Source organism: Salegentibacter salegens (assembly GCF_900142975.1).
Classification (GTDB): Bacteria; Bacteroidota; Bacteroidia; order Flavobacteriales; family Flavobacteriaceae; genus Salegentibacter; species Salegentibacter salegens.
In genome coordinates, this window is sequence record NZ_LT670848.1 from 1,099,010 (window position 1) to 1,122,722 (window position 23,713).

The following is a 23,713-nucleotide window of genomic DNA, read 5'->3' on the forward strand; positions in this document are numbered from 1 at the left end:
ATAAATTCAGGATTATGGAAAAAAATTACTTTAGAAATCAGATTACCTCTATAAGATTTGTGTTAATAGCATTTACAGTGCTATTTTTCACTACGGCTGCAAATGCGCAGGTATATAAAGAGTTTCAGCAACGGACTTCCCAGTATTCTACATCGAAAAAGATCTATAATATTAAGGGAGATTTTACTATGATTGGCAACACCAATCTTAGCCTTTACATTTACGGAGATAATACCAACAACAGTAACAATTATATGCAGTTTGTAGATGAAGATGGAGATTCTTCAACCGAAAACTCTTCTGCAGCTGTGCTTGAATTTTCAAACGAAAATGGAGCAAATCCTGATTGTTCCAGTATAATCTATGCCGGACTGTACTGGTCTGGACGCACCGATACTTCTGAGAAGACGAGTAACAAAAGAAAGATTAAAGTAAAAGGTCCAAATAATTCTACCTATCAAACTTTTACCGCAAATCCAAATGATATTCTTTTCCCCGGACCATCAAATATGTATGCTGCTTACGCTGAAGTAACCGATTTAGTTAGAAATAACGGAACCGGAGAATATTGGGTTGCCGATATGGAACTAACCGAAGGTAACGGTGGTGTTACAGGGTATTATGGCGGATGGGGAATGATTGTAATCTATGAAAATTCCCAAATGGATTGGAGGGATGTTACCATTTTTGATGGTTACGCCCACGTAGAAGGAAATGTTGTCGCAAATTATGAACTTCCGGTTTCAGGGTTTAATACTGCTCAATCGGGTCCGGTAAATATGAAGTTAGGTATCATGGCCGGTGAGGGTGATGTTGGAATTTCCGGAGATTATTTTCAAATAAAGAAAAATAGTGATAATACCTGGTTAGGACTTTCTCACGAGCAAAACAGCACTAATAATTTCTTTAATTCTTCTATTGAAAATGATGGAATTTCCAGAACTCCTAATTATTCTAATAATACGGGAATAGATATTAGCATGTTTAATATTCCAAATAATGGAAATTCAGCTATAGATAATAACCAAACCAGTACAACTTTCAGGTATGGTTCTACTCAAGATACCTACTCCATTTTTTCTATCGCAATGTCTGTTGATGCATACATTCCTGAAATTGAAGGAGTCTCTTCTCTAACTGCAATAAATGGCAGTATAGCCGGCAATCCTCCATACAATGCAGAGCCCGGTGATGAATTAAGCTATAAGATAGAATTAAAAAATAAAGGGACAGAAAATGTGGAAGACGTAAAAGTTGTTATTCCAGTTCCCTATAATGCCGATTATCTTACCAATAGTCTATCCACGAATTTCTATTTTTCTCCCACTCCTCAAAATTACAATGTATATTTTGATCCTACTTTAGGTGCAACAGGATCAATAGTTTGGGAAATTGATGAATTACCTCTTGCAACTAATACCAATGATATTTTAGCCGATCTCACTATAAAATTCGGGGTAACCAGGGATTGTACTATCCTTTCCAATGTCTGCCCAGGTTTCGATCTTATAAGATTTAATGGAAATATTAGCGGTCGCGGCGCTATAACCGGTACCACATTTGAAAACAAAGATCTTATCCAGGGTTATGAAACCGAAGGAACCTGCCAGGGCCAACCTATCACTTCACCTTTTGAGGTTGCTATAGACGCTACCAACTTTCGGGCAGAAAATTGCGGAAATTCAGATGAAGAAAGAAAATTTATTTATTGCAACCGTGAAGATCCAATAAAAATTTCAGAGATCAATTCAGGTTTCCCTAACGGAACAAGATTCTTTAACGAATCTCCGGTAACCAGTAATAGTACAGAATATACTACTAACAATCCAATACCAAATAATTCTGGTTCAACTGAATATTACGCTGTAATCCCGGGAACCCAGAATTGCGCAATACCCTTTACTATAGAAATTACAACTATAGCTTCGGTACCAGAAACTGAATCAATCACTTATTGTCTTAACGATGAAGCTGATTCATTAACTGCTGTAGCCAGTGATCCCGATTTCAATTTATATTACTATACCAGCGAAGCCGACACAACTCCCGAAATTCAAATTACTCCTTCTACCTCCCAGGCAGGAGAAATAACCTATTACGTTGCTGAAGGAGAATCGGCAAGTTGTATAAGCCCTAACAAAGCTCCCATTAAGGTTTCTGTAATAGGAGAGCCAGAAATTACAGCACCACAAAATCAAACAATTCAAACTTGTGATAACGATTTTCTAGATAATGCTATTCCGGGGTTATCAAATGAATTCACAACTATTGCCCAGCAAGTATTTACTGATTTAGGTGGAAGTATTTCATTCACTGAAGATATTGAAAGTATAAGTTATAAAGATATTTTGCAACAGCAATCTCCCGCAGTTTATAAGCGAATATTCAGAATTACCTATGAATGCGGAAAAATATATGTTCAACAGTCGCTTACTTTAGAAAATATTAAAACTCAACTGGAACCTTTTTATACCAAAGAAGATCCCACCTGCAAGAATGAAAATGGAGTATTGACCATCACCAATTTTAATGAAAACTATGATTATGAATTGAAGTCAGATGCTGGGGATATTGCCTTAAGTAATGCCGCTACTTCAATAGTTCCTGGGGTATATACACTATCGGTTACTTTAAATGATTGTGTTTTCACAACAAATACCTTTGAGATTTTACCTGCGCCAGCTATACCAGGAACTCCGGAAATCACCACGGTAGTTCAACCAAACTGTAAAGATATCACCGGAACTATTTCGGTAACTACCGAGCAAGGAATTTCTTATACCCTTTTAGACGAAAATCAAAACACACTAAACAATGTTATTGCTAATGGAACTTTCAGCGGGCTAACTGACGGAAAGTATTTCGTGGAAGCTAGTAACGAAGATTGTGAAGCTGTTTCTGAAGCATTAGTAATCACAAAAAACTTAGGAACTCCGAACCAACCACAAGTAAGCGTTTCACAACAACCTTCTTGTGATGACACTACCGGAACTATTTCAGTAACTACCGAGCAAGGAATTTCCTATACCCTTTTAGATGAAAATCAAAATCCACTTAATAACGTTATTGCCGATGGAACATTCAGTGACCTAACTGACGGAAAGTATTTCGTAGAAGCTACCAATGGAGATTGTGAAGCTGTTTCTGAAGCATTAGTCATCATAAAAAACCTGGGGACTCCTGGTCAGCCACAAGCAAACGTTTCTCAACAACCTTCTTGTGAAGATACTACTGGAACTATTTCGGTAACTACCGAGCAGGGAATTTCTTATACCCTTTTAGATGAAAATCAAAATCCACTTAATAATGTTATTGCTAATGGAACTTTCAGCGGATTAACTGATGGAAAGTATTTTGTACAAGCCAGCAACGGGGATTGTGAAGCTGTTTCTGAAGAACTAGAGATCATAAAAAATGAAGGTGGTCCTGGATCGCCAGTGGCAGAAGTGTCACAACAACCAACTTGTGAAGATACTACCGGAACTATTTCTGTAAATACTGAAGCCGGAATTTCCTATACCCTTTTAGATGAAAATCAAAACCCACTAAATAATAGTATTGAAAACGGAGAATTCAGTGATTTAGCAGCAGCAACTTATTTTGTACAGGCTAGTAATGGAGACTGTGAAGCTATTTCTGAAGCATTAGTGATCATAAAAAATGAAGGTGCACCAATTGCGCCAATAACTACCTCTATTACTAATACAACTTGCAGTTTAAATAACGGAATCATTGAATTCGAGCCTACCGAGGGTTTAACTTTTATTCTTAAGGATAGTGAGCAAAATGAATATTCCCACAAAAACGGTTCATTCACAGACTTAGCTTCAGGAGTTTATTACCTGGTTGCTAAGAATAATAATTGCGAAACTGAAATAGAAGTAAGCGTCGAAGCAGATCAGGATAAAGAGGCACCGGAAATTACCTCTTGTCCTACTGATTTAATAAACGTTACTGTAGACGAAGGAACCTGTACCGCTTCTCAATTATCGTTTGGTGATCTTATTGCTAAAGATAACTGCGATTCAGAATTAAGCATTACGAACAATGCTCCAGAGCTTTTCAGTCTGGGAGAAACTATCGTTATCTGGACCGTGACTGATGCGGCAGGTAATGAAAGCACTTGTACACAAACCGTAACAGTAATCGATAACCAGGTACCCGTAATTTATGATGTGGAAGCTATCGATACGACTGCTAATGCTTGTGGTGCGATGATAGAAATTACGCCTCCCCAAGCTAACGATAACTGTTCCGTTGGAAATGTAATTGGAACTCGTGATGATAATCAAACTTTAGATGCTGAGTATCAGGTAGGAACTACAACTATTACCTGGACCGTAACTGACGAAAATGGAAATCAGGCGGAGCCGGTTATTCAAACCGTAACGGTAACTGAAAACCAGGCACCGGTAATTGCAGAAGTTGAATCTATCAATAGGACTGCTGATGCTAATACTTGTGGCGCGATGTTAGAAATTATCGCTCCGCAAGCTAACGATAACTGTTCCGTAGGAATGGCAACCGGAACTCGTGATGATAACCAGGCCTTAGATGCTGAATATCCCGTAGGAACTACAACTATTACCTGGACCGTAACTGATGAAAATGGAAATCAAGCCGAGCCGGTTATTCAAACCGTAACGGTAACTGATAACCAGGCACCGGTAATTAATGACGTGGAAGCTATCGATACGACTGCTGATGCTAATGCTTGTGGTGCGATGATCGAAATAACTGCTCCGGAAGCAACTGATAATTGTTCTATAGGAAATTTAAACGGAACTCGTGATGATAATCAGGCTTTAGATGCTGAGTATCCGGTTGGAACTACAACCATTACCTGGACAGTAATTGACGAAAATGGAAATGAGGCTGAGTCGGTTATTCAAACCGTAACGGTAACTGATAACCAGGCGCCGGTAATTGCAAACGTGGAATCCATCAACACAAGTGCTGATGCTAATACTTGTGGCGCGATTTTAGAAATTACTGCTCCTCAAGCAACCGATAATTGCTCTGTAGGAAATGTAAACGGAACCCGTGATGATAATCAAGCTTTAGATGCGGAGTATCCGGTAGGAACTACAACTATTACCTGGACCGTAAACGATGCAAATGGAAACGAAGCTGAGCCGGTTATGCAAACTGTAACGGTAACTGATAACCAGGCGCCTTCAATTGAATGTCCTGAAAATATGATTTTTAGTACTGAAACCGGTGTTGATTTTGCAACAGTGAATTTTGAGAATCCTTTAGCAACCGATAATTGTGAAGTAACTGTAGAACAAACCGGGGGATCTACTTCGGGTTCTCAGTTTCCAATCGGCACTACCACCATAACTTTTACCGCTACCGATGATTCTGGAAATACTACTGAATGTAGCTTTGATATCATCATTGAAGATACTGAGGATCCAACTTTAGAATGCCCTTCAGACATAGTAAGAAGTACTGATGGCGGAATTTGCGGTGCTATTGTAGAATTTGAAACTCCAGAAGGTTTCGATAATTCGGGTAATGTAACTGTAGAACAATCCGCAGGTCTGTCTTCAGGAGAAGTATTTCCAGTGGGCACTACAACTATAACTTTTACCACTTCTGATGCAGCTGGAAATACAGCAAGCTGCAGCTTTGAAATAAGTGTAGTTGATGATAAAGCTCCGGTTATTGAAGATAAAAATGATATCACCGTAAATACCGACCCAGATATATGCGGTGCCATTATAGACTACGATATTCCTTCTGCCACCGATGATTGTGGATTAGAAAGTATAACACTTACAGAAGGTTTGGCTCCTGGATCTGAATTTTCGCTAGGAGAAACAATCTTAACATATACCGCAATTGATGTGAATGGCAATTCAGTTAATTCCAGCTTTATTGTTACAGTTATAGATAATCAAGCTCCGGTAATTGCATGTCCGGAAGATATTCAATTAAACGTTGAGTTTGGAACCGAGACCGTAGTGGTGAATTATGCTACTATTTCAGCTACAGATAATTGTTCAGAAACCAGCATAGAACTAATCGAAGGTTATGCATCTGGAGAAGAATTTCCTGTTGGAGAAACCATCGTGACTTATGAAGTTACTGATGCTTCAGGAAATACAGCGAGTTGTTCTTTTACAGTTATTGTAGAAGAAGAGCCGGAAGAAACTCCGGCAGCACCAGATGCTCCACAAGTTGAAGTAATTCAGCCAGATTGTGTTACACCAATTGGAGTGATCCTGATTAATACTGAAGACGGACTTACCTATAGTATTGACAGAGGAAATTATGAAACTGTAGATGAATTTACCGAGCTTGAACCTGGAACTTACTCAATAACCGCCAGGGATGCATTTGATCAAATTTCAGAACCAACCGTGGTAACCATAGAAGAACCTGTAGCAAACGAAATTGAAACCAGCACGATAAGTCTATGTACTGAAGATATCACTTTTGATTTATTTGAACTTCTTGAAGGAGATTACGATACTTCAGGAGTTTGGGTAGACTCCGAAGACACCGGTGCATTGAATCAGGGTATTATTGACCCGGCTATGCTACCAGTTGACACTTACACATTTGAATATCAGCTTAATAATGGTATTTGCAATTCTACCACAGAAGTTACAGTATCTATTAATGATGATTGTATTGTATTGCCTTGTAGCCTGGAAGATATTCAATCTAGTATTTCTAAAGCGGTGACGCCAAATGGCGATACTCATAATGATTATTTCAGTATAGATTTCGCCAGTGAATGCGGATTCACTTACGATGTAAAGATCTTTAACCGTTGGGGAAATAAAATTTATGAAGCCATTAATTATCAAAACGACTGGGATGGTTATTCTACAAACTCAGTAACCAGTTCAAATCAATTGCCGTCAGGAACGTACTTCTATATCCTGGAAATTAGAAATAGCGGATTTGCCCCTATTCAAGGTTACATCTATTTAGGAACAAAATAAAAAAGAAAGAACATGAAAAATATATATCTACTCATATTTTGTCTTATGTTTTCGGTTTCGGCTTTAGCGCAGCAATTGCCGCAGTTCACCCAGTATATGTATAATACCATATCTATAAATCCCGCTTACGCTGGGAGCAGGGACGGGTTTTCCATAACCGCATTAAACCGTAATCAATGGGCGGGAGTAAGTGGAGCTCCAAATACACAAACCCTTTCAGTACATTCTCCGCTTACCAACGATAAGGTAGGTCTGGGACTTTCGGTTATTAACGATAAAACAGGTTATGAGAATTATACTTATGCTTATGGAGATTTTGCTTATCGCTTAGATTTTAATAATAATATTTCTCTGGCAATGGGTTTAAAAGCCGGAATGAGCTACTATAATTTAGATGAAGAATTATTTAATGATCAGCAGGTTTTAAACGATCCTTTCTTTGAAGACCAGTTCAATAAGTGGACACCAAATTTTGGGATAGGCTTTTATCTTTCAGCTCAAAATTGGTATATAGGAGCTTCAGCACCAAAATTAATTAATAATAATAACCACGAGTATAATGAATTCCTGGCTATGGAGCAGATTCATTATTACTTAACCGGGGGCTATGTTTTTGATCTAAACGAAAATCTAAAATTTAGACCCACATCTTTATTAAAAATGACCAGCGGTGCACCGCTATCAGTAGATTTTTCGGGAACTATGATCTTTCATGAGAAATTCTACCTGGGCGCTAACTGGCGTATAGACGATGCTTTAGGTGCTTTTCTAGATGTAGAACTTTTTGATGGTTTTAGAGCTGGTTATGCTTACGAGTATTCAATTTCAGATATAAGACCTTACACCTCAGGCTCGCACGAGATCCTGTTAATTTATGAATTCAGATTTCAAAAAACCCGGTACAAATCTCCCCGATTCTTCTAATATAAATGCTGCTGATTATGAAAAAACAATACTATTTAATTCTATTATTTTTAGTGTTTAGTATAAGCCTGCAGGCACAATACGGTAAACAAAAAAGAGCTGATAAACTTTATAGTAATCTCGCTTATATGGAAGCAGTGGAAGTTTATAAAGAACTTATAGAAAATGAATACAATCTTAAAGAAAACAGGTTAAAACTCGCCCAGACTTATATGAAATTAAGAAGTCCGGAAAATGCGGTTTTCTACTATGAAGATATTTTGGAGGATTCTACAAATATTTCTGCGGAATATTATTACGAATATGCCCAGGCTTTACGAGGAGCCAAAAGATATGAAGAATCCCGGGAATGGTTACAAAAATACCTGGAAAGCAACGCAGAAGCTTCAGCTGAAATTAATAAAATCCTGAAGAATCATGCCGAAATACAAACTACTTACACTCTTAAGAAAAGTGATTTTAATTCAGAATTTAGTGATTTTGGTGCGGTTAAATTTAATGGTGAAACCTACCTGGTTTCAGCTCGAAATATAAAGAATTCAGAAAAAGAATATTCCTGGAACCAAGAACCTTTTTTAGATATTTATAAGTTAAATTCCAGTGGAGAGGTCTCCCCTATTACCGGAGAAATTAATACAAAATTACACGACGGCCCATTAACTTTTAGCCCCGATGGTGAAATGCTGTATTTTACCCGAAACAATTATATTAATAATAAAGAAGGAAAAAGGGACAAAGAAGCTACAAATCATTTAAAGGTTTATTCGGCTCAAAAATCGGGTGATAGCTGGATAAATATTCAGGAGTTACCTTTTAACAGTGACGAATATTCTGTAGGTCATCCTGTGGTCTCTCAAGATGAAAAAACACTGTTTTTCGCTTCAAATATGCCCGGTGGCGAAGGCGGAACCGATCTTTACAGAGTTTCTATAACTGGAAATAATACTTTTGGACCTCCTGAAAATTTAGGAAGTAAAATTAATACTGCTGAAGATGAAACTTTTCCTTTTATAGATGAAGCTAATGTGCTTTATTTCTCTTCTGCCGGCCACGGTGGTTATGGATTAGCCGATATTTTTAAAACAAATTTAGAAGCTGAAAACCTTGAAATTCATAACCTGGGAGAAACGATAAACAGCAATTTAGACGATTTTAGTTATTTCAGAGAAACTGATAGTAATGCCGGTTTTATAGCTTCTAACCGCGACGGATCAGATAATATTTATAGTTTTAATCAGTTACTTCCGCTCATATTAAAAGGAAAAGTAACCGATGCCGTAAATGGGAATCCTATCGCCCAGGCTACAATCATACTTTTTAATGAAAATAATGAACAAATTGCGTTTTTGGAATCTGATGAAGAGGGAAATTATCAAACTACAGTAAACAGAAATGTTGAAATTCCGTTGGAAGCAAAGCAAATTAAATATCAAATTTTCACTGATACTTTAAGTACCAAAAACTTTAACGATGCAGAAGAAATGGTATATAATATCAAACTTCAACCTGTCGCCGATGTAGAATACCTTGCCGAAATAAATAATATTTACTTCGATTTTGATAAAAGTAATATTAGGCCAGATGCTGCCAAAGAACTGGATAAGCTTGTAAAATTAATGCAAGACGAATATCCCGATTTGGTGATAGAAATTGGCTCACACACCGATAAACGTGGAAGCGACAATTATAACGAAGCTTTAGCTGAAAGACGTGCCATAGCTACCCGCGATTATTTAATTGCCAAAGGTATAAAGGGAGATAGAATTCAAGAAAAGGCTTTTGGAGAACGTAAACCTGCAATAGAATGTGACAGGTGCACCAGGGAGCAGCACCAGCTTAATCGCCGTTCTATGTTTAGCGTGGTGAAGATGGATTAAGTATAGGAATAATTATATTAAAAAAGGTTCAGCAAAACGCTGAACCTTTTTTCCTTAATCAATCTATGAAAAACAAATATTACTTTCTTATAAATATATTGGTGAAATAATTACGGCCTTCTACATCATCTACCACCGATACTCCAAAGTGAGAATGGTTTCCTTCAATATTCTTTTTGTGGCCTTCACTGTTTAGCCAGGCTTTTACCACAGCTTCTGCTGTATGGTATCCAAAACCTACATTTTCACTTACCGATTTTGCCCCAATGGTCTCCACTAAATTTTCGTAGCGTACTCCAAAATTATCGTGACTTACTTTTCCCACTTCAAGCATATAATAATTATGAGATTCTGCTTCTATAGAAATTTCAGTTATGGGTTGAAGAGGTTCAAGTTCAAGGCTTTTGCGATGCTCGTTCACCAAATCAAGAATATTACTTTCGATTTCAGAATAATCAAAATTAGCTATTTCTTTAGCAGTATGATTGTAGGAATTAACTTCTTCTTCGATGCTTTCTTTTGCGCAGGAAATCGTTGATATAGAGAGCAAAACAAGTATTGCAAACCTAAGTGTACTTTTTCTCATAGTTCAGTAAGTTAGACTGGGAAGTTAAAAGTATACTTTTTATCGACAAAAAGCATATGTTAAAATGCAGTTCATCGATTTTATCTGAATTTTAACATAAATAGTAGGGTTTATCCTACTAAAAATGAGATAAATACAAATCTTGAAACTTAAGAATGTAGGAAAATGTAAAGAAATGTGTTATTCAAAGATAAAAGTCTTCCCGTCGTCGGCAAGTTCAACTTTGGGAAAAATAGTTTCAGCTTCTTCTCTGAACAAGTTGATATTAGAATATCGAGTAGAATAATGCCCAAGTATTAGATTTTTAACCCCTGCTTCTTTTGCAATTTGAGCAGCTTCTTTGGCCGTACTATGTTTGGTAGGGAAAGCAAGATCGGCTTTATCTTCAAGAAAGGTAGATTCGTGATATAAAACAGTAGCTCCACTTATTTGCGGAATCATATTCTGGTTAAAGGCGGTGTCGCTGCAATAAGCATAACTTTTTGGAGTTTCAGGTGGGGCTGTGACTAAATGATTAGGAATTAATTCCCCGGTTTCAGAAGTTACGTCCTTTCCTTTCTTTAAACTTTTATACAAGGACACATCTATATTATATTCTACCGCTTTATTGATAAGCAGTTTCCGGTCGCCGGGTTTTTCTTTAAATAGAAACCCATTGGTATAAATTCTATGAATTAGCGGTATAGTTTCTACGCTAAGCTTTTCATTTTCAAAAATATGTTGAGGCTCCTTACTGCTCAATTCATGAAAATAGAGGGGATAATTGGTCCAGGAGTTAGAAAGTTTGAGCTGTAATGTTATAATTTCTTTTATTCCTTTTGGCCCGTAAACGTGTAATTCGGTTTCCCGGTTTAATAATCTAAAGGTTGAAATAAGACCAACAAGTCCGTAACAATGATCTCCGTGTAAGTGGGAAATAAATATGTGTTTAATCCTGGAAAATTTAACCTTATTGCGCCTAAGCTGCACCTGGGTTCCTTCGCCACAATCAATCAAAAACAATTCGTTTTTCATCTCAAGTACCTGGGAAGTAGGATTAGTAAAACTACGGGGAGTAGCGGCGTAACAACCAAGAATATTAAGCTTCATGTTAAAAGAATTAAACGCCTAAATCCCGTTGAATGTCGTCCATTTGAATAAGATCTTCAGCTTCTCGCAAAGAAGGCACCACCACGATTTCTTCTGGCAGTTCATCTATAGTTACTGCATTGCTTATTAAAACAAAAGATTTATTATTTATTTGGTGCATAGTGGCAATTTCTAAAAAACCCATCACTTCTTCTTTTTGAAGCTTGTGATAAGCTAATAAATTTACCGCCACATTGTTATTTTCAAACTCCTCGTGTCTTTGTGTAAGTAAGGAAACAAAATCTACTACCGGAGTTTCTATAGGTTCTATTAAAATATAATTTTCTTTTTCTGAAATCTTCATAGCCTGGTTCTTTAAAATTTAAAGTTAAGAAATTAAAGACTTTTAGTGGTTTATCTTTGAAGCCAATAAATAAATTACTGCCATTCTAACGGCCACCCCATTTTGTACCTGGTCTAGAATAATCGCATTTTCTGCATCGGCAACATCGCTGGTAATTTCCACTCCACGGTTAATGGGTCCCGGGTGCATGATAACAATTTCTTTATTCAAACTTTCCAGCATTTTCTTATTTAACTGAAATTGCTGTGCATATTCCCTGGTACTTGGAAAATAACTAATATCCATACGCTCGTTCTGCACTCTAAGCATATTTGCCACATCACACCACTCAAGGGCTTTTTTAAGATCTGTTTCAACACCAACACCTAAAGATTCAATATGTTTTGGCAACAATGTTTTAGGCCCGCAAACCTTAACCTCGGCTCCCTGAAGTTTAAGTGCAAAAATATTAGAAAGCGCTACCCTACTATGTAAAATATCGCCCACAATAACCACTTTTTTACCCCTCACCTCACCAAGGCGTTCTTTAATAGAATAGCTGTCTAAAAGTGCCTGGGTAGGGTGTTCGTGTGCACCGTCTCCGGCATTAATTATACTGGCTTTTACATGGCGGGAAAGAAAAATTCCGGCCCCGGGATTGGGATGCCGCATCACTACCATATCTACTTTCATAGATAGAATATTGTTTACGGTGTCTATAAGTGTTTCGCCCTTTTTTACAGAAGAAGATGCGGCAGAAAAATTTACAATATCGGCACTTAAACGTTTTTCGGCAAGTTCAAACGAAAGTCGGGTTCTGGTGGAATTTTCAAAAAATAGGTTGGCAATGGTAATGTCTCTAAGCGAAGGGACTTTTTTAATGGGCCGGTTAATCACTTCCTTAAAATGATTGGCGGTTTTAAAAATAAGCTCAATATCTTCTTTGGTTAGATATTTAATTCCCAGTAAGTGATTTACACTTAATTCGCTCATATATTTAGTTATTTAGAAACCAGATAAACCACGTCTTCCCCATCGTTTTCCTTCCAGTTCACTATTACTTTTTCTTCATTTATCGCATCTACCTGCCTTCCATTATAATCTGGCTGAATGGGTAAATGGCGGCTAAAACGCCTATCTATAAAACTTAATAATTCAATTTCGGCAGGTCTGCCAAAAGATTGTACGGCAGTTAGTGCAGCCCTAATGCTGCGGCCGGTGTAAAGAACATCATCAATAAAAACCACTTTTTTATCTTCTACAATAAAATCAATTTTGGTTTTATTCGCTTCAAGCGGTTTGTCACTTCTTCTAAAATCGTCCCGATAAAAAGTGATATCCAGGTGGCCGTATTTCAAATCTTCAATCTGGTATTCTTCTTCAAGAATTTTTATAATTCTTTCAGCAAGAAAAACACCACGTGGCTGGATTCCTATAATTACGGTATTTTTAAAATCGGTGTGATTTTCAACTAACTGGCAGGCAAGACGGTGTAGAATAATATTTATTTCAACAGCATTCAGTAATGTTCTTTGGCCCATAGTTTAGTTGCAAAAAATAGAAGTTCTATCACAAAAGTAAGCTTTTTTATTTTTTTCTGAAGTTGAATAGACTTCAGATTTAAATCTTTTTATTAAAGCGGCAAAACTGAATATTCTCTTTATACATTCCCAACTAAAATCCTTATTAATAAAATAAATCTAAAACTTATTACATTTAAAATAAATAACTGATTTTCAATAGTTTTACTGCTGATAATTGAGTAATTTTATAAGTCTAAATAACAAGTTATGTTGGTACAAAGACACGATTACGATACAGTTAGCCAGGCTATAAATGGGCTTGCCGTGCGCGGTTATACTACCGACTTTAAATTAGAGCCTGAAAAGGATAAAATTATAGATCCACAGCGCTCCCTTGAGCTATCTCCCGAAGATTTTGAAATTGATGAAATCTACCGTTTTGAAGGAATAACAGATCCCGGCGATGAAATGATTGTTTACGCCATTTCCTCTCACAATCATAAAGTAAAAGGCGTTTTGGTAAATGCCTTTGGAACTTATTCAGATTCTAATACTTACGATATTGTAAAACGGCTGCATAAACATTTTTAGATTTTCCAGTCAGGATTCTCTCTGAATCTTATAAAATCGCAGTAAACTACCTCGGAGCATTAAATCTCGATTATCAAGTAAATTCTTTAATTTTATATAGCTATTGAATTTAAATCTATAGCTTCTATTTAATTCTATGAATTCCAAAAAACTACCTTCGAGGCAAGTCCACCAGAGGCATTACGGAAAAATATATCTTAAATTTGAAGCAAACCTCGAAACATTTATTCTCGATTATCGAGTAAAAAACGAGTTTTACCATTAATTTAACCCAAGATGAGGCTGGTTTTTACTTAATTGAAACAAAAAACTATGGAAGATAAAATACTTGGTTTACACCATATCACTGCAATTGCCGGAAACGCTCAACGCAACTACGATTTTTATACCAAGGTACTGGGATTACGAATGGTTAAGAAAACGGTGAATTTTGATGATCCGCAAACCTATCATTTTTACTTTGGTGACAAAATAGGATCACCAGGAAGCATTCTTACTTTCTTTCCGTGGCAACGCGTAAAACAGGGTAAAAATGGTGTGGGTATGGCCACCGAGATCGGTTATTCGGTTCCTGAAGGTAGCCTGGGTTTTTGGGAAAAACGCTTTGAAGACCACGGAGTGGAATTTGGGAAAATCAGGGAGCAGTTTGGAGAGCAATATTTACCTTTTCGAGATCCAGACGGACTTAATTTAAAATTAATTGTCACTAAGCACAAGGATAATCGTGAAGCCTGGGAAACCGATGAAGTTAAAAGCGATGTGGCTTTAAAAGGTTTTCACAGTGTAACCCTAACTTTATTTAATGTAGGCCCAACGGCGAGTATTCTTACCGATATTTTTGATTATGAACTTGAAGAAAAAGCAGGTGAATTTTATAGATACAAAACAAATGCGGTAGAAAATGCGGCGATTATAGATATTCACGAAGATCCTACAGCCGAACGTGGTATTAACGCCGGTGGCACTAATCACCACATCGCTTTTCGCGTAAAAGATGAAGAAACCCAGATGCGTTTTAGGGAAAAAATTATTCAGAAAGGTTTACAAATCACCGAAAAAATAGATCGGGATTATTTCTTCTCCTTATACTTTAGAGAACCTGGCGGAATTTTATTTGAAATTGCTACCGATAATCCCGGCTTTACGAGAGACGAAAGCCTGGAAGAACTTGGTAACAGTCTTAAATTACCAGATCAATACGAATCTTCACGGGACCGTATAGAAAAACTTCTACCAGAATTAAGGCAATAAAATTTAAAAAAATAAAAAAGGCTGTCTGAAAAGTTTTTAAAACCGTCATCCTGAATTTATTTCAGGATCTAAAATATTGATAATCAAAACATGTTAGAAGCTGAAACAAGTTCTTGACGAAACTAGACTTTTCAGACAGCCTCTTTTTTTTCGTTCACTCTACCACATACATCTCATTAGAAGCTTTAATATATTCCTGCGGATTAAAAGTAGATTCAAAACTGTTTCGAACCATATCCAGTTTATTTTTTAGATCTGCAATTTTGGTTTTTAAATATTCATCGTTCTCATATTTTTGAATAAGCGAATCATATTTTTTTAGGTTTTCAAGAATTCTAAAAGTAATAGTGCCAAAGCGGATTTTTAAATTCTGTACCGCGATCATCTGGTCGTGGTAATCCTGTTTCCAGTTTTCAGGATTTTTAGCTTTTTCTTCAGCAATTTTATTTTCAGCAATTTTAGAAATATCCAGAATATATTGAGTACGCTTTTTCGCATCTGTTTCATTAGTGAAATTACGATCAAACTCTTTTGGGTCTATTTCCAGAATTTGCACTAAATTTTCCTGCATCGCCTTTTCCTGAAGCTCCTTTAGCTCATCCAGGTTTTTGTTTATAGATTCCCACTCGGTTTCTATAAGGTCTTTATCGTGGGTAAATTGCGCCACAGTTGTGGTAAGTTTCAGCATCTCTGTACTTTGCTGTTTAAGTTTTTTATCGCCCCAACCCAGGGAATTTATAAAACTTCCAATTCCGTCAAAAACGGTTCCAGCAAACATCCCGGTGAACGGTGTGCCTTGTGCAAGGTCTCCCGTTACATTCATAATATGACTTAAGGCCGAGAGCCTCGCGTCGTTTTTCTTTTCCTCTTCTACAAACTTTTTAAACTCTCCAAACCATTCCTGGTAACCTTCGTAATGCATTGGGTTACTCACCTGGTCTAACGTAGCATAAAATTCACGGGAAGCATTAAAAAGATTTAGCGGCTTAATTTCCCGCTCCATCGATGCTAAATTTAACACCGCAGAGCTGTAATTATATTTATAAACGCTAATGGTATTTTTATCTATTTCTTCCTGGCGTTCCTCGAGGAATTTAACACGTTCCAAAAGTTTCTCTACTTTTTCTGCTGAAGAATTAGTGTTTTGAATACTTTCATCAAGATTGCTAATTTTTGAATCTATTTCTTTAATTCTAAATTCGAGATTCTGACTTAACAAACTGCGCTCTCTATTAAGTTCCTGGAGCACCTGCTGGGTTACCGATTGGTCTTCTGCAAAGCTTTGTGCCGCAGAATTCTGAAAAAACATACCTGCAACAAACAGGAAAATAAAACCTAATTTATTCATTATCAATTATTTTAATCAGCTAATTATTAGTTTATAACGTTTGGAAGTTAATCATATTTTATGCCAGTTCATTTCAAAAATTTAATCTTCTAATTTTCCCAGTCTCAAAAGAATAGGAAAAACGATTGTATTCTGATTTCCAAAAGCGGTTTTAAGTTCATTTTTAATCAAATTTACAGGATTTTCACCTTTTTCTTTTTCATAGTGTTTTACTGCGCTCCAGGTTTTAAGATACCCTATTAGGCGATCAAACGTCCATTGATATTCCTGCTTAAATTCCGGAGTTTCTATTTCCTGAAAGGGAAAAGGAATAGCCTGGTATTTTTCATCTAAATACCTACGTTCTTCATCCCAATAAGAACCTATTATATCATTGTAAAATTTTAAAATAACCGCATCGGTTTCAGGAGTGCTTTTAAACAAGGAGTAACCAATTACAGCAATAATTCCATTGGGTTTTAAAACCCGCTTTGCTTCTTTATAAAAGTCTTCAAAATTAAACCAATGAATAGCCTGCGCCACAGTAATAAGATCAAAAGATTTATCCTGAAAGTTTGTTTCTTCAGCCCGCTGCACAGCATATTGAATATTAGGCCTCTTTACAGCATTTTCTAATTGCTGATTGCTAATATCGGTAGCTGCTACTTTTTTAAAGAATTTAGCGAGTTCTCCTGCTACCTGGCCGTTTCCGGTTCCGCAATCCCAGGCTGTTCCATTTTCTGTTATTTTTCCTTTTAAAAACTCATATAAAGCCTGCGGATAAGCCGGTCTGTATTTAGCATAAGACGAAGATTGAGTAGAAAAATTATCTTTCATAAAAAACATATTTCAACTAAAAATATGAAAATTATAAGACAAAAAAAGAGCCGCCTAAAATGGCGACTCTTAGAAACTTAATATTTCTTATTTTCTTATTTGTCTATTTCAACAGTATCTGGTTCCTGGCTGTAATCTGAAGCATCTACTGCGCCGGGATTGGTACTCATTGTCCCTTCTGTATTTGGCGCATCCATTTCCTCTATTACATCTGCCGCATTATGAAAGAAATTACGCAGCTTTTCTTTGGCATCATCAGCTTGCATATCTATTTCCTGAAGTTCGGCTTTTAATTCATCTACTTCTTCAGAAAGTTCATTGTAAGAATTTTCCTGAAGCTTTTCCAAGGAAGCAATTGCGGTTTGCAACTGCGCACTCATATTTTCTTTAGAACTACTTAAGGTATCTCCAATAACTTTAAGTTCTTCATTGGCTTCCATCCCAAAACTCTGGGCTCTCTCTGAAACCGCAGCGGCGAATTTTTGCAAGGCCGTTTCAGGATCAATTTCCTCCTGCATTTCCTCATATTCATCATCACCATCTACATAAGTGAGATAATCTGCTACCGCGTTGCCTTCGTATGCATAATTAGATAAAGTATCATCTTCTACCTCCATAGTCTGGTCGAATTCTATCTCGGCATCTTCAGCTTTTTTATTGCCATCATTACAGGCAAACAAAACACCGGAGACCATAACAAACAGTCCGGTCTTCTTTATAAAATTAGGTGTATTTAATGTCATTCTGTGATTTTTTCTAAACTTCATTTCTCTTCATTTTCAATTGAATATTAAAAATAGAGAAATACTCACAGCTTCAGTAAAATCAAGTGATAAACTAATTTTAAAAAAACAGAGGAGTTTATAAGACTTAGTTAAATCTCGAGGGTTTGCAGGTTGAAAGGTGAAAATCTCTTAAAATAAATTCTTAGAAATCTTCAGCAATTATAAAATTTACAATCTTTAACTATAAGTACAGGCAGTAATTTTACCTGAAAATTATAGAAATTTACACATTAAATCTAAAGTGCATCACATCGCCATCCTGTACTATATATTCTTTGCCTTCTACTCGCATTTTCCCGGCTTCTTTTACTTTGGCTTCACTTCCAAAACTGTCAAAATCAGTATAAGCAATTACCTCGGCACGAATAAATCCTTTTTCAAAATCGGTGTGGATTACTCCTGCGGCTTGGGGCGCTGTAGAACCCACGGGAATAGTCCAGGCACGAACTTCTTTCACGCCTGCGGTGAAATAAGTTTGTAAATTTAAAAGCTCGTAAGCCCCACGAATCAATTTTGCAGAACCAGGTTCTTCCAGCCCAATATCCTGAAGAAACATTTGTCTTTCCTCAAAATCATCAAGCTCGGTAATATCGGCTTCAGTTCCTACGGCAAGCACTAAAACTTCAGCGTTTTCTTCTTTTACCGCTTCCCTTACGCGATCTACGTGGGCATTTCCGTCTACAGCTGCACCTTCATCTACATTACAAACATACATTACCGGTTTATCGGTAATGAATTGAAGTGGTTTTATAAAATCTTTTCTTTCTTCTTCGGTTAAATCTATAGCCCTAACCGATTTTCCGGCTTCAAGACCCTGTTTTACCTTGCTAAGTGCAGCTTCTTCTTTCTGCGCTTCTTTATTTCCGGTACGGGCGGCACGCTTCACTTTTTCCAACTTCTTCTCAGCGGTCTCCAAATCTTTAAGCTGAAGTTCCATATCTATGGTTTCCTTGTCCCGAATAGGATCTATAGAACCATCTACGTGTACAATATTATCGTCCTCAAAACAACGCAAAACGTGCAGAATTGCATCGGTTTCACGAATATTTCCCAGAAACTGGTTTCCCAGGCCTTCACCTTTACTTGCGCCTTTTACAAGGCCTGCAATATCTACGATCTCTACGGTGGCCGGTTGTACTTTTTCGGGTTTAACCAAACTTTCCAATCGTTGAATGCGGGGATCGGGTACATTAACCACTCCCACATTAGGTTCTATGGTACAAAAAGGAAAATTCGCACTCTGGGCTTTTGCGTTAGAGAGGCAATTAAAAAGAGTCGATTTTCCTACGTTTGGTAATCCTACAATTCCGGCTTTCATAGTAATGATTTTTTGCGGCTGCAAATGTACATATTTTCTACTGTAGCGACTAATTTCTTTTTATTTAGCATTAGCCATTCAACTTAAAAAATCTTTATTTCCATAATGGCGACATTATTAGTATGTTTATTGCTGTTATATGTTGAAAGGTTTCAGAAGAAATTCCCTGTAAAATTATAATTACATCAATTTTCTTTCTGAATTATGTCGAATTTAAATACCTCAAATTGCTATGAAAAAAATTCAAATTTCCTTACTGGTGCTTTTATTAAGCCTTACCGGATGTTATTCTGACAGAGACGATTTAAATCCTGGTGGTAACAACCCCGCCATTCCCGAAATTCCGCAAGAAACCGAGAATCAGTTTATTTCTGAAGATGGTGAAATATATTCTACCGGACTTGAATGTTCAGGTACAGGAGAATATAATATAGATACTGAAAATCTACTGGAAGGACTGGTTGTCCCTGATACTTTCCCTGCTGCTTTTGATCTTTCTGAAAATCTTCCCCCGGTAGGCGATCAGGGTGCCCTGGGATCTTGTGTTTCCTGGGCTACGAGTTATTATATGAAATCCTATCAGGAAAAAATTGAATCTGGATTACCATATTCCGAAGCAAATATTTTTAGTCCGTCTTACACCTATAATCAACTCACCACCGATGAGTGCGGTGGAACTTCAATTCCAGAAACTTTGGCACTAATAGAAGAACAGGGAGTTGCGGCCCTGGAACTTTTCCCTTACACCGAAAATGAATGCGAATCTCAACCCGGGGAAGTTGCTATTGAAGCTGCAGCAGAAGCAAGAATATCTGATTTTAAAAGTTTAAGCGGAGAAAATATACTTGCTGAAATGAAAACACTACTCACTCAGCAACAACCCATAATTATAGGCGCTGTACTTTCCCCTGAGTTTGGAAAAACCGATAGTTTTGGTTTAAGTTCGTATAGAGAACACGCAGTCAATTATGAAGATGTGACCTGCCACGCTATGCTTGTGGTTGGCTTTAATGATGAATTTAATGCATTTAAAGTAGTGAACTCCTGGGGAGAAAGCTGGGGCGATAATGGTTTTGTCTGGATAGATTACAAGGCTTTTGAAAATATTAGTGATGAAAATTCTTCATTTAGAGTTATTAACCAGGCTTATGTAGCCTACGATCTATAAAACTTATATGATTTCGAGAAAAGATGATATATAAATTTCTTAAAATCGTCATCCTGAATTTATTTCAGGATCTAAAAGTTGATAATCAAAACAAGTTAGAAGCTGAAACAAGTTCAGCTTGACGAAACTAGACTTTCAATCGAGGTTAACCGTGATATTAAAAGTAAGTGATTTCCATATTTCTTCTGAGCATTTGTTTGCTAATTATTAGTTTAAACTAACTTTGCTACTATGGAAAATACCCGGGTTTTACATACACTTAAAGAATATTTTGGATTTGATAGTTTTAGACCGCTTCAAAAAAAGATCATCGATTCGGTTTTTGAAGGAAAAGACAACCTGGTGATTATGCCCACCGGTGGCGGAAAATCTATTTGCTACCAGCTTCCTGCTATTTTACTTCCTGAAATTACCCTGGTGATTTCACCGCTTATCGCCTTGATGAAAGACCAGGTAGACGGACTTACCGCTAATGGTGTTCCTGCAGCATTTTTAAATAGTAGCCAGACTGAAAGCCAGCAACAGGAAATCTTTAAAAAAATTGATTCCAAAGAATTAAAACTGCTTTACGTTGCTCCAGAAAGTTTACAGTTTGTAGACCGTTTTATGAGCGATGGCAAAATAAGTTTGATCGCCGTAGATGAGGCGCATTGTATCTCCAGCTGGGGGCACGATTTTAGACCGGCGTATACGCAATTGGGCTATTTAAAAAACCGCTTCCCCAATACCCCAATGATCGCGCTAACCGCTACAGCCGATAAAGCTACACGAGAAGATATTTGCCGACAATTAAATATTCCAAACGCCGAAAAACACATCGCTTCTTTTGATAGAAAGAACCTTATCCTGGACGTTCGCCCGGGAATTAAGCGTTTTGAACAAATCACCAACTTTGTAAAAACCCGAAAAAAAGAAAGCGGAATTATCTATTGCCTAAGCCGAAAAAACACCGAGGAAATTGCTGCAAAGCTACAACGTAAAGGTTTTGAAGCTGAAGCTTATCACGCCGGTTTACCTGCGGAAAAGCGTATTGAAATTCAGGATAATTTTATCAACGATAATTCAAAAATTATTTGTGCAACCATCGCTTTTGGGATGGGTATCGATAAATCAAACATTCGCTGGGTAATTCATTATAATATGCCCAAGAACCTGGAAGGCTATTACCAGGAAATTGGTCGTGCCGGGCGTGACGGTCTTCCTTCCGATACTATGCTTTTTCATAGTTATGCCGATGTTGTGCAGTTGCAAAAATTCGCTTCCAATTCTGGAAACGAAGAAGTACAGCTTGCAAAACTGGACCGGATGAAACAATATTCTGAAGCCTTAAGTTGCCGTAGAAAAATTCTACTGAGCTATTTTGGCGAATTAAAACAGGAAGATTGTGGCAACTGTGATATTTGTAAGAATCCGCCACAGTTTTTTGACGGAACTGTGATCGCTCAAAAAGCGCTCTCGTGTATTTTCAGGCTAAAAGAAAACGAACCAATCACTGTTTTAATAGACGTTTTACGAGGTTCACAGAATGAAGCTGTTTTTAGTAAGAATTATCAGGAGATAAAAACCTTTGGAATTGGAAAAGATATTTCCTGGCATCACTGGCAGCAATATATTATTCAGCTTATCAATCTTGGGTATGTAGAAATAGCTTTTCACCGGGGCAATAATTTACAACTCACCGCATTGGCAAAAAACGTACTTTTTGAAGGCGAAAAAGTACAGCTTGCTGAAGTACCAGACCGTAAAAAACTGAAGCGCCGGGAAGAAACAGAAGTTTCAGAAAAAACTTCAGATAATTCCCTTTTTGAAAAACTAAGGCAGTTACGTTTAAAAATTGCTCGTGAAGAAGAAATTCCCGCTTACCTCATCTTTAACGATGCCACTTTAAAAGAAATGGAAAAATCCCGCCCTATGACCGATGATGAATTCCTTCAAATTAATGGCGTGGGAAGACAAAAAATGCAGGATTACGGGTACGATTTTATAAAGGAAATCATCGCTTTTAGTAAAAAAAAACGCAGCACTAAAAAACGTAAAAAAGCAAATACGTACAAAGCAACCCTGCATTTATTAAATGAAGGTTTAAGCCTGGAAGAAATTGCCAAAAAACGAGAGCTTGCGACTACCACAGTTTATTCGCATTTAGCAAAATTATATGCCGAAAATGAAGCAGTAGATCCTATGAAATATATTTCTAAAGCTGATTTTAAAGCAATTGAAAAGGCAAAAGCTGAACTTAAAAATCCCGAAGGTCTAAAACCATATTTCGAACATTTTGAAGAAGCAATAGATTATGGCACAATCAGACTCGCTTTAGCGGTTTTAGAAAAAGAAGAAGCAGAGGTTTAAAAATCTTCCAGCCCAATTTTATTTAAAAGCAATCCTGAAGCCGGTACTATATAATCCATTTGCATTTCTACACCAACTTTTAAGCTGTTTTCAATATCTTCTAAGCTCAATTCCCCTTTGCCAAGCTGCAGTAAAGCGCCCATCATTAACCTAACCTGGTGTCTTAGGAATCCGGCGCTGTGAATATGAAAAATATAAGATTTTTCAGGGAAAAAACTGGCGGTTATTTCGGTATTCTCTACTAATTCCGATTTTATAATTTCCCTTTCAAAAGTGCTGTTTTCTGAAACCCGCACACAGTAATTCCTAAATTGGTGTTTTCCTTCAAAAAGTTTTGCTCCTTTTTTCATCAATTCAATATCAAGATCAAATTGAAAATTAGCCATTAAAGGCGCGCAAAAAGGATGGTTTTTGTCCCCGAAACTAAATAAATAGGCATACTCCTTAAGTTTTGGATGCTGAATGATATTAAATTTCGAATCTACTTCAGTTATAGAAAGTGCTCTTATATCCTGGGGTAAATTCAGATTAAATTCCTTTAAAAATTCTTCAAAATCTGAAAGCGGTTTATAATCTAAAAACAACTCAAACGCCGATTCCTGCGCTGAAACCATAGCATCTGTTCTACTGGTTCCTAAAATTTTAAACTTTTCAGCAGGCATCACATATCGCAGAGTTTTTGTGATTAACTCTTCTACCGTTTTTACATTGGGCTGTTTTTGCCAGCCGTGTAAACGGTAACCTAAATACTGAATTTTAATAAGGTAAAAATAGCGTTTGGGTTGCAAATTTTAATTTTTCAGGGTT

Annotated in this window: 17 protein-coding genes; 7 read left to right on the top strand and 10 right to left on the bottom strand. The window is 36.9% G+C overall.

What is annotated here, in order from left to right:
* Positions 1 to 14 precede the first annotated feature (14 nt).
* From B5488_RS04970 to B5488_RS04980, 3 genes are read left to right on the top strand one after another with little or no spacing between them, the layout of a single operon-like run.
* On the top strand, positions 15 to 6,959 hold the full coding sequence (locus B5488_RS04970; RefSeq protein WP_079734252.1) for an HYR domain-containing protein: 6,945 nt from the start codon (positions 15 to 17) through the stop codon (positions 6,957 to 6,959).
* 12 nt (positions 6,960 to 6,971) lie between these two features.
* Positions 6,972 to 7,883, top strand: a complete 912-nt coding sequence (locus B5488_RS04975) for a PorP/SprF family type IX secretion system membrane protein (RefSeq protein WP_079734253.1) — start codon at positions 6,972 to 6,974, stop codon at positions 7,881 to 7,883.
* Positions 7,884 to 7,900: 17 nt separating this feature from the next.
* Entirely contained in the window at positions 7,901 to 9,760 is a 1,860-nt protein-coding gene (locus B5488_RS04980; protein ID WP_079734254.1) for an OmpA family protein, read from the top strand.
* 79 nt (positions 9,761 to 9,839) lie between these two features.
* Here the strand turns inward: B5488_RS04980 and B5488_RS04985 are convergent, their stop codons facing one another.
* The 5 genes from B5488_RS04985 to pyrR all read right to left on the bottom strand — a co-directional run bounded on the left by B5488_RS04985 (position 9,840) and on the right by pyrR (position 13,298).
* On the bottom strand, positions 9,840 to 10,346 hold the full coding sequence (locus B5488_RS04985) for a CAP domain-containing protein (RefSeq protein WP_079734255.1): 507 nt from the start codon (positions 10,344 to 10,346) through the stop codon (positions 9,840 to 9,842).
* A 180-nt stretch (positions 10,347 to 10,526) separates the two neighbouring features.
* On the bottom strand, positions 10,527 to 11,435 hold the full coding sequence (locus B5488_RS04990) for a ribonuclease Z (RefSeq protein WP_079734256.1): 909 nt from the start codon (positions 11,433 to 11,435) through the stop codon (positions 10,527 to 10,529).
* A 10-nt stretch (positions 11,436 to 11,445) separates the two neighbouring features.
* The gene (locus B5488_RS04995; protein WP_079734257.1) at positions 11,446 to 11,778 is read right to left on the bottom strand and encodes a ribonuclease Z; all 333 of its coding nucleotides are present in this window, start codon (positions 11,776 to 11,778) and stop codon (positions 11,446 to 11,448) included.
* 42 nt (positions 11,779 to 11,820) lie between these two features.
* Positions 11,821 to 12,750 carry an aspartate carbamoyltransferase catalytic subunit gene (locus B5488_RS05000; RefSeq protein WP_079734258.1) on the bottom strand — a complete coding sequence of 310 codons (930 nt, stop codon included), beginning with the start codon at positions 12,748 to 12,750 and terminating at the stop codon, positions 11,821 to 11,823.
* A gap of 8 nt (positions 12,751 to 12,758) precedes the next feature.
* Positions 12,759 to 13,298 (bottom strand): bifunctional pyr operon transcriptional regulator/uracil phosphoribosyltransferase PyrR, encoded by a 540-nt coding sequence (gene pyrR / locus B5488_RS05005; protein ID WP_079734259.1) that lies wholly within the window; start codon positions 13,296 to 13,298, stop codon positions 12,759 to 12,761.
* Positions 13,299 to 13,547: 249 nt separating this feature from the next.
* Here pyrR and B5488_RS05010 point away from each other — a divergent pair, with 249 nt between their 5' ends.
* Both B5488_RS05010 and B5488_RS05015 read left to right on the top strand, forming a co-directional pair.
* Positions 13,548 to 13,871 carry a phosphoribosylpyrophosphate synthetase gene (locus B5488_RS05010; RefSeq protein WP_079734260.1) on the top strand — a complete coding sequence of 108 codons (324 nt, stop codon included), beginning with the start codon at positions 13,548 to 13,550 and terminating at the stop codon, positions 13,869 to 13,871.
* Positions 13,872 to 14,183: 312 nt separating this feature from the next.
* Entirely contained in the window at positions 14,184 to 15,122 is a 939-nt protein-coding gene (locus B5488_RS05015; RefSeq protein ID WP_079734261.1) for a ring-cleaving dioxygenase, read from the top strand.
* 154 nt (positions 15,123 to 15,276) lie between these two features.
* Here the strand turns inward: B5488_RS05015 and B5488_RS05020 are convergent, their stop codons facing one another.
* The 4 genes from B5488_RS05020 to ychF all read right to left on the bottom strand — a co-directional run bounded on the left by B5488_RS05020 (position 15,277) and on the right by ychF (position 19,389).
* On the bottom strand, positions 15,277 to 16,470 hold the full coding sequence (locus B5488_RS05020) for a hypothetical protein (RefSeq protein WP_079734262.1): 1,194 nt from the start codon (positions 16,468 to 16,470) through the stop codon (positions 15,277 to 15,279).
* 81 nt (positions 16,471 to 16,551) lie between these two features.
* The gene (locus B5488_RS05025) at positions 16,552 to 17,286 is read right to left on the bottom strand and encodes a class I SAM-dependent methyltransferase (protein WP_079734263.1); all 735 of its coding nucleotides are present in this window, start codon (positions 17,284 to 17,286) and stop codon (positions 16,552 to 16,554) included.
* 95 nt (positions 17,287 to 17,381) lie between these two features.
* The gene (locus B5488_RS05030) at positions 17,382 to 18,029 is read right to left on the bottom strand and encodes a hypothetical protein (protein ID WP_146128734.1); all 648 of its coding nucleotides are present in this window, start codon (positions 18,027 to 18,029) and stop codon (positions 17,382 to 17,384) included.
* A 265-nt stretch (positions 18,030 to 18,294) separates the two neighbouring features.
* Complete coding sequence (gene ychF, locus B5488_RS05035; protein ID WP_079734265.1) at positions 18,295 to 19,389, bottom strand: redox-regulated ATPase YchF; 1,095 nt, start codon at positions 19,387 to 19,389, stop codon at positions 18,295 to 18,297.
* A 232-nt stretch (positions 19,390 to 19,621) separates the two neighbouring features.
* Here ychF and B5488_RS05040 point away from each other — a divergent pair, with 232 nt between their 5' ends.
* Both B5488_RS05040 and recQ read left to right on the top strand, forming a co-directional pair.
* Entirely contained in the window at positions 19,622 to 20,557 is a 936-nt protein-coding gene (locus B5488_RS05040; RefSeq protein WP_079734266.1) for a C1 family peptidase, read from the top strand.
* A 231-nt stretch (positions 20,558 to 20,788) separates the two neighbouring features.
* Positions 20,789 to 22,906 carry a DNA helicase RecQ gene (recQ, locus tag B5488_RS05045; RefSeq protein ID WP_079734267.1) on the top strand — a complete coding sequence of 706 codons (2,118 nt, stop codon included), beginning with the start codon at positions 20,789 to 20,791 and terminating at the stop codon, positions 22,904 to 22,906.
* Here recQ and B5488_RS05050 read toward each other — a convergent pair.
* Positions 22,903 to 23,694, bottom strand: a complete 792-nt coding sequence (locus B5488_RS05050) for a tRNA pseudouridine synthase A (protein WP_079734268.1) — start codon at positions 23,692 to 23,694, stop codon at positions 22,903 to 22,905. The genes recQ and B5488_RS05050 overlap by 4 nt on opposite strands.
* Positions 23,695 to 23,713 lie beyond the last annotated feature (19 nt).